The 9,935-nt window shown below is 58.8% G+C and carries 15 protein-coding genes and 1 tRNA gene; 6 read left to right on the plus strand and 10 right to left on the minus strand.

Translation table 11 applies throughout. From position 1 onward, the window contains the following. Positions 1-54 precede the first annotated feature (54 nt). Genes ABIA96_RS25555 through ABIA96_RS25570 form a run of 4 tightly spaced genes read left to right on the plus strand, consistent with a single transcriptional unit; the run spans position 55 to position 1,543 of the window. Positions 55-501 (plus strand): hypothetical protein, encoded by a 447-nt coding sequence (locus ABIA96_RS25555; protein ID WP_354139800.1) that lies wholly within the window; start codon positions 55-57, stop codon positions 499-501. Beyond that, complete coding sequence (locus tag ABIA96_RS25560) at positions 498-842, plus strand: hypothetical protein (RefSeq protein ID WP_354139801.1); 345 nt, start codon at positions 498-500, stop codon at positions 840-842. Before ABIA96_RS25555 ends, ABIA96_RS25560 begins: the two co-directional genes overlap by 4 nt. Further along, on the plus strand, positions 829-1,350 hold the full coding sequence (locus tag ABIA96_RS25565) for a hypothetical protein (RefSeq protein WP_354139802.1): 522 nt from the start codon (positions 829-831) through the stop codon (positions 1,348-1,350). Before ABIA96_RS25560 ends, ABIA96_RS25565 begins: the two co-directional genes overlap by 14 nt. A 34-nt stretch (positions 1,351-1,384) precedes the next feature. Next, a complete protein-coding gene (locus tag ABIA96_RS25570; RefSeq protein WP_354139803.1) occupies positions 1,385-1,543 on the plus strand; it encodes a hypothetical protein in 159 nt (52 codons plus the stop codon). A 110-nt stretch (positions 1,544-1,653) separates the two neighbouring features. On the opposite strand, the gene ABIA96_RS25575 is transcribed toward ABIA96_RS25570, so the two are convergent. The 7 genes from ABIA96_RS25575 to ABIA96_RS25605 form a co-directional block, all read right to left on the minus strand. After that, positions 1,654-2,298 (minus strand): MAE_28990/MAE_18760 family HEPN-like nuclease, encoded by a 645-nt coding sequence (locus ABIA96_RS25575; RefSeq protein WP_354139804.1) that lies wholly within the window; start codon positions 2,296-2,298, stop codon positions 1,654-1,656. Beyond that, positions 2,276-3,349 carry a GmrSD restriction endonuclease domain-containing protein gene (locus ABIA96_RS25580; protein WP_354139805.1) on the minus strand — a complete coding sequence of 358 codons (1,074 nt, stop codon included), beginning with the start codon at positions 3,347-3,349 and terminating at the stop codon, positions 2,276-2,278. Before ABIA96_RS25580 ends, ABIA96_RS25575 begins: the two co-directional genes overlap by 23 nt. Positions 3,350-3,477: 128 nt before the next feature. After that, positions 3,478-3,553 (minus strand) — tRNA-Thr (locus ABIA96_RS25585). 196 nt (positions 3,554-3,749) lie between these two features. Continuing rightward, complete coding sequence (locus ABIA96_RS25590) at positions 3,750-4,169, minus strand: GFA family protein (RefSeq protein ID WP_354139806.1); 420 nt, start codon at positions 4,167-4,169, stop codon at positions 3,750-3,752. A gap of 137 nt (positions 4,170-4,306) precedes the next feature. Continuing rightward, complete coding sequence (locus ABIA96_RS25595) at positions 4,307-5,014, minus strand: class I SAM-dependent methyltransferase (RefSeq protein ID WP_354139807.1); 708 nt, start codon at positions 5,012-5,014, stop codon at positions 4,307-4,309. Positions 5,015-5,411: 397 nt separating this feature from the next. Next, the gene (locus ABIA96_RS25600) at positions 5,412-6,131 is read right to left on the minus strand and encodes a class I SAM-dependent methyltransferase (RefSeq protein WP_354139808.1); all 720 of its coding nucleotides are present in this window, start codon (positions 6,129-6,131) and stop codon (positions 5,412-5,414) included. A 388-nt stretch (positions 6,132-6,519) separates the two neighbouring features. Further along, positions 6,520-6,690: a hypothetical protein gene (locus ABIA96_RS25605; protein ID WP_354139809.1), complete on the minus strand. Its 171-nt coding sequence runs from the start codon at positions 6,688-6,690 to the stop codon at positions 6,520-6,522. A 105-nt stretch (positions 6,691-6,795) separates the two neighbouring features. On the opposite strand from ABIA96_RS25605, the gene ABIA96_RS25610 reads away from it, so the two are divergent. Continuing rightward, the gene (locus ABIA96_RS25610; RefSeq protein WP_354139810.1) at positions 6,796-7,188 is read left to right on the plus strand and encodes a hypothetical protein; all 393 of its coding nucleotides are present in this window, start codon (positions 6,796-6,798) and stop codon (positions 7,186-7,188) included. A gap of 335 nt (positions 7,189-7,523) precedes the next feature. After that, positions 7,524-7,778, plus strand: a complete 255-nt coding sequence (locus ABIA96_RS25615) for a hypothetical protein (protein ID WP_354139811.1) — start codon at positions 7,524-7,526, stop codon at positions 7,776-7,778. A gap of 73 nt (positions 7,779-7,851) precedes the next feature. On the opposite strand, the gene ABIA96_RS25620 is transcribed toward ABIA96_RS25615, so the two are convergent. The 3 genes from ABIA96_RS25620 to ABIA96_RS25630 all read right to left on the minus strand — a co-directional run bounded on the left by ABIA96_RS25620 (position 7,852) and on the right by ABIA96_RS25630 (position 9,772). Continuing rightward, positions 7,852-8,094 carry a hypothetical protein gene (locus ABIA96_RS25620; RefSeq protein ID WP_354139812.1) on the minus strand — a complete coding sequence of 81 codons (243 nt, stop codon included), beginning with the start codon at positions 8,092-8,094 and terminating at the stop codon, positions 7,852-7,854. 253 nt (positions 8,095-8,347) lie between these two features. After that, positions 8,348-9,061, minus strand: coding sequence for an outer membrane protein (locus tag ABIA96_RS25625; RefSeq protein WP_354139813.1), 714 nt, complete (start codon positions 9,059-9,061; stop codon positions 8,348-8,350). Positions 9,062-9,349: 288 nt separating this feature from the next. Beyond that, positions 9,350-9,772: a hypothetical protein gene (locus ABIA96_RS25630; RefSeq protein WP_354139817.1), complete on the minus strand. Its 423-nt coding sequence runs from the start codon at positions 9,770-9,772 to the stop codon at positions 9,350-9,352. Positions 9,773-9,935: the final 163 nt, after the last annotated feature.

Below are 9,935 nucleotides of genomic sequence, written 5' to 3' on the forward strand. Positions count from 1 at the left end.
CACGGCGGCGGTTGCACAGTGGTGCGACTATCGTGGAATTAGGGTCGTCTGGTCATGAGCAACGTTGCCTCGCTAAACAGCGCTACATCAAGCGTCGTCATTCCGCGCCTTGATAAAGGTCATTTCGCGCCGGGCGGCCCCGGCCGTCCTCCCGGATCACGCAATAAATTGTCGGCCACGATGCTCGCCGACATAAAGCAGATGGGACCGGACGCGATCATCAAACTTCGCGAACACCTGAACGACAAAGACAGCCCGTCGCACTTCAAAGCGCTAGAGATTATCCTCCGCTATAGCTTGCCACCGGGTCGCACCATTGAATTGAGCGATGCCGAACCGGCTACGGTGATGCAAAGTTTCATTGACGGCACCCTGTCCGCTGATGAGGCCAAAGCAATTGCCATCGCAATTGAGAAATTGAAGAACGTCGCAAACATGGATGACATTCTGCGTCAGTTGCAGGAACTGACCATGATCGCAAAGCAGAAGCCGAACAAGTGACACTCGCATCCGTCAAGAAACAGCTTGCTGCATTAGCAGTGCAGATAAAGCCGCCACACAGTCTTGAGGCGAGACTAAACGCGTTAACCGATGAACAACGTGATTTCTACTGGTACTGGCACCAACGATACGGCGATTGGCTCAAGCGATGTTTGGCGCTCGATGACGACAACGAACCGGATGCGCGTCCCTATGCTCGCATGCTTGAACACGATACGTCACCGCGATTGCGCCGCGACGTGCGTATCGTGCTCTACGGTTCAGATCGATTAATTCCAATAACAGCGGACGAAATTGAATCTGCCCGCATCTATATGGATTTTTGTGATGAACAACGTTGAGAGGCTTCCCGAAGGTTGGCACATGATCCGCGTAGAGCATCCTACGCCGATCATTTACACGTTCGGCCTTGAAATCGATCCGTACACATGGCAATCGATGCCATCAACGTTTAGATTTTTCGTAACGGCAAAACAATTCGACGGCAAGCACGGTCGGTATGAAGCAAACAAGCGCTCAATCGTTCAACGCGTAGAGGCGTTGATATTAAGCGGGATGACCGAACCGTTTCGCATCGCCAAAGATGCTCTTGGGCATGACAATTTGTTCGTCAGCGCTGAAACGTTACTCAAGATCGTTACGTTTCACTCGATGCGCAAAAGCAATCCGGACGGCACATTTAAAACTCGCGAGCTTGCGCTATTATTCGAAGCGTATACCAACCAGAAAAACGATGCTCTCGACTGGCTCGAAACGATTACTCCACGCGACCGTGCGCGCGCCTTTTTGACGATCTTGCGTGAAATGGTTGAGTGGAAACAGCAATACGGTTTATCGGACGAACCGTAATATTTTCCAGTCCGAACAACAGAGGCAATTACTCATGGCGAACATGACACAGCAAGAACAACGCGAGGCCGGCAAGTCTCACCTCAACTACTTCCGCGAATTGCTTGAACGCGAAGGTGACAAAGCAACCGTATCTCTCCACGCGGCCCATATCCGGAGCTTGCTCGCGTTCGCATCTCCCGAAAAACGCTAATCGAGATGTTCCGGCCGTTAGTCGCTTTCCGGCCGGTTCATGGGCCCGCCTGCAACCGGATGTACGCTTGCAGGCGGGCTCGCTGGCGCACATTTTCGGTGTTTGAGGAGTTATCTGCGATGTTGAGCGCCGTTAATGCAATGGTGATCGAAGACTTGAATAAGCAGTAAGCAGACACTCCGCATCTGATGGGCGATGTGAGTTATTTCCGCGCGGGTATACCGTCTGCCGATGTCGCTTGCCTTCTCTGTTCCGTGCGCGATCAGGTTTCGGTGGCCGACGACCTCGTTGATTCTGCCAATGTGCGCGCGTCGTCTGACCGGCAATCGTTTGATCCCAAATACTCGAAAGATCATTTGCAGTTGAGTATATCTAAAGTGCGACCCATCGTGCGGAATGACACTGTTGCCCGGAGCATCAAACGTCGTTTTCGATAGTGCTTTTTCGAATAAACTAAGGCGATTTTCCCAAACCTTTCGTTCGCCTCCGTCCCGCAGAGAATTGAGTTCGGCATCTAGCGCGAGCGCCAGTAGCGAAGGAATCAGGTCCTGCAGGCGATGGTTATGGGTGCGGATGGCGTCAATTGCGGCTCTCACTACGCTGCTCACCGTGTATTCGTAAGCCGCATATGCTTGGACAAAGACTAGACCTTTGGCAGTCGCGCCTTCATCACCCTGGAACCCCTTCGTTAAGCGAAAGAAAGACTCGATGGCGGCGAACCTCGCCTCAACTTCAGCTTCGATTTGACGGAACATAGGCCTGTCCTAGGAATCGATCCCGACAGAACTCGATACGCCCCCTTACTGCACCCCGATCATTCGTTGCGCCGGTGGTGTAGGAGCGAAGTTCGTCGCAATCGATCCAATCTCGAAGGCCCTGAAGCTTGAGATGGTTTGTTTCTCTCAGTGCCAACGCGGCGCCAACGGCAATGCCTTCATAGAGATTGAGGGGAGTGCGACCCTTGCCACCTGCTCGGAAAAGCCCCTTGGGGAATGCCTGTGCGAGTTCGGCAAACACTTTTTCGAATTCTATTTCGTGAGGCGCGGTAGCAAATGATTTGCTGGCGTCACGCATGTAGTTATCGAGAAACTCTTTGACGCTGTGGTCGAGTTTTTTATAACGGTCGAGAAACGCGAAGTAGCGCAGAACGCATTCTTCCCGTGTTCCGTCGCCTTCCTGCTTTTTAGTTAGCTTCACAACGGTGTTGAAGTTTTTGTTCTTCGCAAGTGTGTCCAGCAGCGTTGCGAACGGTCCGTAGAACACACAGTCGCGGATTTCTTGGTTCGTTAGCTCAATTCCGCCTGTATTCAGTCGCTCGAATAGATCGATGCGAACTATCTTGTCGCTCTTGTCATTTAGGGTAACGACCTTGAGCGGACGCGTTCTGAAATGTAATTGAATGTTTGCAGGCAATTCGTCGAATGTTGCGTCATTGAACTTGGCAATCTTTTTTAGATTTTCGAGTTTCAGCGGCTCGCCAAGCCCGAGTTTAGCCCTCAGTGTGGCGTCGCCTGCAAACTTCACCAATGAACTGAGCCGCTGCACGCCATCAACAACTTCCCAAGTGCTGTCGATGTTTGTTGCCATGAACAGATTAGGGATAGGGATACCGAGCAGCAAAGATTCTATCAATTCGGAGCAACGCTCGCTGTCCCAGCGAAACTGTCGCTGATAGACGGGGGCTACTGAGATTTCGCCGTCCTTCAGCATCCGCAGAAGTTCTTGGACCTGTATGTCGAACGTGTCGAAATCGACAGTGCGCCGCTGCTCGCTTAGTTGTTGCGCCAGTTCTTCTGCGGTGGCCATGTCGGGTTAGTCCTAGGGTGGTCATGCGGCATCATAACGCGGCGATAGGTGGAGGAAACCGCCTTCTGCAACCATCCACACGACATGCGGTATTGTTGGTTGTTGGAGCGGGATTGGCACGTGGGAATTGGTGCTGGCAGCAGGGATCGAACCCGCGACCCCGTGATTACAAATCACGTGCTCTACCAACTGAGCTATGCCAGCGACGGCCCGGTCATATCAGAACAGCGCCGCTCGGGGCAATGATCGCACCGCAATTTACCCCACAGGCTACCCTTCAAACACTCATGTTTTCTATCTCATTGAAATATCGTTTATAATTTCGCTTAAGCCACGGTTTTGTAAACCGAAGGTCGGGGGTTCAATCCCCTCAGCCGGCACCACGCGCGATGCGCGTTCGTCAGTTCGACGTCTTCCGAAAACTGCCATGCTGGAGATGCTCGACGTCAGCAGCGTCGATCCCGACCCACACATGCTTCGACCGCTCGAACACCGATTTGACCGGCGCCGGGAAATTCGCGTCTGCAATCGCGCCGACGGCGACGCCGATCATATCAGGCAGATTGTCGGCCTTCCAATAAACGGTCGACCCGCAGTCGGTGCAGAAATAGGAGCGGACCGTGCCGCCGCTCTCGGCGGCGCGAACATATTCCTTCGGCGCCCCTGAGATCGTGACGGAATCGGCCGGATAGAAAGCACCGACGCCGAATGGGGCGCCGGTTCGCCGCTGGCATGCGATGCAATGACAGGCCGCAACCCGGTTGGTCGGCCCCGGAAGCAAAAGTACGACAGCGCCACAACTGCATCTGGCATCGATCATTGAGCATACTCCTTGCGTCGATTGCTTATGTCCGGAGGTTTGAGTCCGCGGCGATCGAAAGCATTGTCGGAGACCGCCTGACAGCCGCGCTGGTCCTGTCGCCTCTTCCGTCGAAGCGATGACGACCGAGCGGCCTGTCAGACGGGCTCTGCGCCGCCTTCAGGCAACTCATCCAGCCGCCAGAGTCCGAGGCTCTTGTCGCGCCAGCCGCCACCGCCCTCGTCGCAGCGTTCGTCGATCAGTTCGCGCGGGGGCGGCCAGTCGAACGGTGGCTTCGTCATGTTGAGCGCGCGCCAGTCGCCGTCCTCGCAATCGCTATTGACTTCCCACTCCGGAAACGTCGTGACCAGCAGGAATTGCGCGCCGCTCGCACGAAAGCGGCCAATCGCGCGCCCGATGTTCTTGAAGCTCAGATGCACAAGACAGTCGCGACACAGGATGACGTCGCAACCCGGCAGCGGATCGCGCGTGACGTCGGCGACGAGAAAGCGGCCGCGCAATTCGCCGCGCGCCACGCGTGCTTGGTTGGCGGCGATCAGTGACGGCACGATGTCGATGCCGGTATAATCCACATCGAGCTGGATGCCGCCGATCCAGCCCGCATCACCGCAGGGCGCATCGAGCAGCGAATGCGCGCCAAGCCGCTGCAACAGGCTGGGCAGCGTCTCGCGGATCCCCGCGGTGGCGCGATCCTCCGAGCCGAGACCCGAGACCGAGGTCACAGCTCCCCAAAGGTTGGTCTGCTCGATCCGCTCGAAGCGCGCAGCGAGATCGAGGCCGGCAAAATTCTCGCGGTCGGCAACGAACCGCTCATGGGCGAGCACGGAGGGACGATGGGAGATCATTGGATGGGACTCGCGTCAAGATTCCGTCGCAGGCGCAGTATAGAGGCAGGGCTAGCGCATTTGGAGGCTGTTCTTTGCGGCCATCCTTCGAGACGCCCGCCTCCGGCGGGCCCTCAGGATGAGGACGGAGTGCGCGGCAGCAATTTCAACAGGCAAAATGCCGCTTAGCCTCATCCTGAGGAGACCGCCACCGGGTCCGCGCAAGGCGCGGCCCGATGACAGGCTCCGCGGTCGTCTCGAAGGACGAGGCGCTTGCTCAAACCCCGCCAAGAAGTCATATGCGATAGCCCTAAGTATGAAGGCAGCACATCGCATCCGAAACGTTTCTTCGAGCTTGCCGATGATCAGCCGACGCACAGCTCTGGCCGTTCTTCCAGGCAAGACTAGCGGTCTGAGCTCAGTCCGGCTTCTGCCACTCCATGATGTGAAAGTACGGCACGCGGCGATGGCTCGCAATTCTGTCGGGATCGCCACTGGTGGGCTCCGGCTCGGTGAACAGGCGCAACTGGAGCCCGTGATCGAGCAGCAGCGTCATGTAGGTGCTGAGCGGACGATGCCAGTTCTGGAGCCGGATGCCGCGCCAGCTCACCCAGATCGGCCGCTCGTCCATGTAGTGGTCGATCGCGAAACGTGCGACGCCTTCGCCGTCGTGCTTCCAGCCGTCAGGCTGGCCTGCGGTGTTGAAGCTCGTGAGGTTGGCGATCAGCAGCGTGCCGCCCGGCCGTAGCGCGGCCGCCATCCTCGCTATCGCCATAGCGAGATCGGGCATGTCGATCAGGCTGAGATAGCTGACGACCAGGTCGAACTCCGCTTCGACCTCCATCGTCTCGGCACGGCCGAGCCGGTAGTCGCCGTCCGGGTCGAGCTCCCTGGCGCGCCCGAGCAACGCTTCGGTCGGATCGATGCCGGTTGTGCGGATGCCGGCGCGCTGCATGATGCGGCAGAAGCGCCCCTCCCCGCAGCCGACATCGAGCGCATTGCGGAAACCACGCCCCTCGACGCGCGCCCGCATCGGCGCATCCAGCACGAAGCGGCGGCCGTAGTCGCCATCCTCACCCTGCTCGACGATCCAGGCGGACGCAGACGCGTTCCAGCCGTCGCTGACGTCCTCGCTCATGGCGTTACCTTCGGGAATGGAGTTGGCCGCTTGCGTCGCGGGACGGCTACTGACCACAGTTTGGATCAGAGTTCAACATGAGGTAGAGTGCAGGCAGCATGCAGCCCTACACCAGCCGAGAAAACGCCAAGATCATCGCCGGAGCGGTCGCGGCCGTCGTGGCGACGACCTTCCTTTTCGTGATCGCGATGGCGTTCTTGCTGCCGCAATAAGGTCGGCGGCGCGAGGCGCCGCCGACCTTACATTACCGGCTCACGCCGCGCGCACCGTCCGGAGGAATTTTCCGAGCAGTGCTGATAGACGCCCTTCATGCTGCGCTTGAAGATCGAATAGTAGCCCTCGACCGTGTTGGTGCTGATTGTTGTGGTCTCAACAACAGGCCTATCGATCAGTCAGGGAGGGGGGAGATTTCCCGCCCGTCCTCGGGCCGGGCATGGACGCGTACCAGACCTTCGGCGAACGCGATCACCTCCGCGCGCTTGTCGGGCGGCAATGACAGAAAGGCGCGCACGAGCCACAGGGCCTGCGCTTCGTCCGACCGGTCGGCCTCGAAATCCATCCATCCAATGTCGGGCGTCCGGGAAAAATATGCAATCCCTTGCGATAAGCCTTCTTGATTCGGGGCCCCGGCTTTGATGGAATAGCTCTAACCGGGTGGTGGATCATGAAGTGGATCAGGGAACGCGACGCACTGATCGCGCAGACGCTGGCCTTCGTCCAATCGGTTTCCGGCAAGAAGGACGATTTCCGTCAGCCGGATACCGCTGCAGCTACAACAGGTGTGGCTACGGAGACCGTTTCCGTTCAGGCGGTGACCGTCGCGTTCGAGCCACCGCAAGCGGATCGGCCCCCGCCGATCCCTCCGCCGCCCCAGCCGTTGCCGGTCCCTCAGCCAAGGATGGCGGGCGACTTCCGCAGCGAAATGCAGGCTCGCATCGCTAATTTCAGAAAGCATCAGGAGCGCTTTGAGCGCGAGCGCGAGGCGTATTGTGCGGCGACCCTGACCAAGCTGCGCGCCGCCATCCGCGATGCGGCCCCGCCGCCGGCCCAGAAGTAGGGCCGGCCCGCCTCCGACCAAGACCTTTACAACCACGACCTTACAACCAAGACCACACCAGCCAGAGATTGGCTGCGCAGGCGCCGAACAGTGCCAGCGTCAACGGCAGAAGCATGTGCCCGCAGCAGGTTTTCAGGTCGGTCGTCATGGCCGGAAACATCCGCTGATTCCGCCAAATGAGTCCCAAACTATCTTTTTTTGGGGATTCAGGAGTCGTTAAGGACTCACGGCCCGGCTGCCTTGCCCTCGATCATGGCCGCCGATCACGGCCCCGTGATCGATCCGGAACCCCTCGCCCCATGAAATCGTTAACGCGCTTTCCGGGAGCGGGAAGCATGCCCTACGCCCTGTTCTGCAACGACAGCCAGATCAGCAAAGCCTATCCTGATGAGGCCGACATCTGGAAGCTCGCGCAACGAAGCGGTCTGGTCGTGGACGTCAGCACCGACGACGAGCGGCACGGTCCGCGCCGGGTGCTCGACAATGACTATGAGATCAAATCGTGCCGCGCCGCTCAAGGCGAAGACCCCGCCAAGAACAAGGCGGACGCCGAGCGGGAATCCAGAATGGAGATTCAGCTGAACTCGTGAGATCCGATCGAAGGCCAGGTAACCGACCAAGTAACCGACCAGGTAACCGAGAGGGGTGACTCAGAGAGATGCCTCAGGGTGTCGCCGTCGCCAGCGAGGCCTGCTCACCGCCGAGCGCCACGCAGGCCTTGCGGCGATGCAGCCCGCGGATCGCGCCGGTGACCTTCAGCACCTTGCCGGACGGACAAGAGGCGTCCATCACGAAGGCGACTTCGTAAGGTGCCAACATCAGCGGCTCGGATTTGAGGATTGTTTGGGCAGAGCAAGGCAGGGCGACGAAGCACGAGACCACCACCACCGACGCCAACATACGCATGTTCGTTGTCCCACAGCCCGGCAATTCAGTAATAACGCGCTCCGGAGCGCGAGTTCCGTAAACCGCAAAAATTATTTTTGCTTTACCCGACCCCCGTGACACGCGTGAGAAAGCGCGCACCGGACTGTTTGCTTGCAAATGACGCGCCAGATGGTTCACGCAAGGCAAACAACAGGTCGCCATGGGGCTGGCAAACGAAAGGCCGGCTGGAAGCCGGCCTTTGTCAGATCATGGTCGTGCTGCGCGCGGCAGATCAGTAGCGCGAGGCCGCCGGACCGCCCCAGCCGAACCGGTAGTTCACACCGACCTTGACGGTATGCTCGTCGTCCCGGCCGCGAACGCCGACGATCTCGCCCGGTCCGGTGGCGGAGGTGAAGGTAGTGCTGCCGAAATTATAATACTGGTACTCGGCCTTGGCCGACCAATTCGGCGCAAACATGTATTCGAGGCCGGCGCCGACGGTGTAGCCGTCCTTGCTGTTGCCAGTGGTGGTGAAGGTCTGCGGCACGCCTGCAACGTTGACGCCGAGGTTGTTGTTACGCCAGGCGTAACCGCCCTTGGCGTAGAGCAGCGCCGGGCCCCAAGTATAGCCGAGGCGGCCGGTGACCGAGCCGATCTGGTCGGTGTTGGACGTCACCTGCGTCCCCAGGGGGAACGTGACGCCGTTGTTATTGGTCGGCAACCAGGAATACTGGGCCTCGATACCCACCACCCAATTGGGCGCGAACTGGTAATCGAAACCGCCTTGCACGCCGCCCAGGAAACGGGCGTCGCTGGACTGGAAGGTGCCGTCGCCGGCGAAGGCGCCGCCGACATGGCCGCCGATGTAGAAGCCGGTCCAGTTGTAGATCAATTGCGGTGGCGTGTAGGCCGGAGCCTTGGTGTAGGTGCGCGGCTGCATGTCGGCAGCGACCGCCGGTGCGGCCAGCGCGAGCAAAGCTGCTGCACCGAGCAAAATCGTCTTCATGGTCATCCCCGTTCTTTCATTTGCGACACTCAGGAAACAACGTGGCGTGAATTGGGTTGCTTCGCGGCGATGCCGGAACGTTGATCGTTCGCAACTGTGACGGGGCGGCAACAACGCGATTTTGTTCCGTCACATCTGCCTGCGCCGACAGATTTTTTCTGTCAGCGCGAGACGCGCCGTAACAATTTGTCGCAAGGCAAAACCGCCCCGTTCAAAGCTCGCCAAAATGTGATCCAGCGACTCCGGCGGCACGTGTCCTAGCACTGCGCGATGAAGGCCCGCTTTGCGCTACCGCGCCAACTTTTCCAGTTCCGGAAAGGGTGCGTAAACCGCGCCTGCGCAGAGCGCGTTGGTGCGGTCAACGACGCGATCGGCCCGGCCGTTGACGTAGATGATTGCGCGCTCGCGCATCGTCTTGTAGCTGCCGTCAGTCTCTCGCGGCGTGAAGTGCAGGCAGCTGACAAAGAACTGCCGGCCACCAACCTCCCGCAGCACCGGATCGGCCATGCTGGCATCGCGCACGCCGACCGGATTGTTCAGATAGGCACGCATCAGGGCCACCGTGTCGCCACGAAAATTGTCGGGAAACGGCTGAGGCCCTCCGGCCTGCGTGCTTTCCATCAGGGACGGACGGTCACCATCGCTGCCGAAACAGGCCGCGAGCGCCAGAGGCAATGCCAGGATCACCGCCTGTTTCGCCCATCGCCCCACAGATCCGCTCTCCGCTCGATCGGACTCGGAGACGTTCCAGCCCCAGGATTGCAATGATGCATGTCTAGCAGTCTGCTGAAAAACCTTGAAATGGAGAATTTTCATATTTCCGCCGATCGTTTTTGGAGCGGCGCGGTAGAGTTGGATGTAATTTCTAGCTTGG

It is taken from the genome of Bradyrhizobium sp. LB11.1 (assembly GCF_040549385.1).
Classification (GTDB): Bacteria; Pseudomonadota; Alphaproteobacteria; order Rhizobiales; family Xanthobacteraceae; genus Bradyrhizobium.

Excerpts from the sequence above, each read along its gene's own strand:
- ABIA96_RS25555 (WP_354139800.1), top strand. The coding sequence starts at position 55 with ATGAGCAACGTTGCCTCGCTAAACAGCGCTACATCAAGCGTCGTCATT.
- ABIA96_RS25565 (WP_354139802.1), top strand. The coding sequence starts at position 829 with ATGAACAACGTTGAGAGGCTTCCCGAAGGTTGGCACATGATCCGCGTA.
- ABIA96_RS25570 (WP_354139803.1), top strand. The coding sequence starts at position 1,385 with ATGGCGAACATGACACAGCAAGAACAACGCGAGGCCGGCAAGTCTCAC.
- ABIA96_RS25575 (WP_354139804.1), bottom strand. The coding sequence starts at position 2,298 with ATGTTCCGTCAAATCGAAGCTGAAGTTGAGGCGAGGTTCGCCGCCATC.
- ABIA96_RS25580 (WP_354139805.1), bottom strand. The coding sequence starts at position 3,349 with ATGGCCACCGCAGAAGAACTGGCGCAACAACTAAGCGAGCAGCGGCGC.
- ABIA96_RS25590 (WP_354139806.1), bottom strand. The coding sequence starts at position 4,169 with ATGATCGATGCCAGATGCAGTTGTGGCGCTGTCGTACTTTTGCTTCCG.
- ABIA96_RS25595 (WP_354139807.1), bottom strand. The coding sequence starts at position 5,014 with ATGATCTCCCATCGTCCCTCCGTGCTCGCCCATGAGCGGTTCGTTGCC.
- ABIA96_RS25600 (WP_354139808.1), bottom strand. The coding sequence starts at position 6,131 with ATGAGCGAGGACGTCAGCGACGGCTGGAACGCGTCTGCGTCCGCCTGG.
- ABIA96_RS25605 (WP_354139809.1), bottom strand. The coding sequence starts at position 6,690 with ATGGATTTCGAGGCCGACCGGTCGGACGAAGCGCAGGCCCTGTGGCTC.
- ABIA96_RS25610 (WP_354139810.1), top strand. The coding sequence starts at position 6,796 with ATGAAGTGGATCAGGGAACGCGACGCACTGATCGCGCAGACGCTGGCC.
- ABIA96_RS25615 (WP_354139811.1), top strand. The coding sequence starts at position 7,524 with ATGCCCTACGCCCTGTTCTGCAACGACAGCCAGATCAGCAAAGCCTAT.
- ABIA96_RS25620 (WP_354139812.1), bottom strand. The coding sequence starts at position 8,094 with ATGCGTATGTTGGCGTCGGTGGTGGTGGTCTCGTGCTTCGTCGCCCTG.
- ABIA96_RS25625 (WP_354139813.1), bottom strand. The coding sequence starts at position 9,061 with ATGAAGACGATTTTGCTCGGTGCAGCAGCTTTGCTCGCGCTGGCCGCA.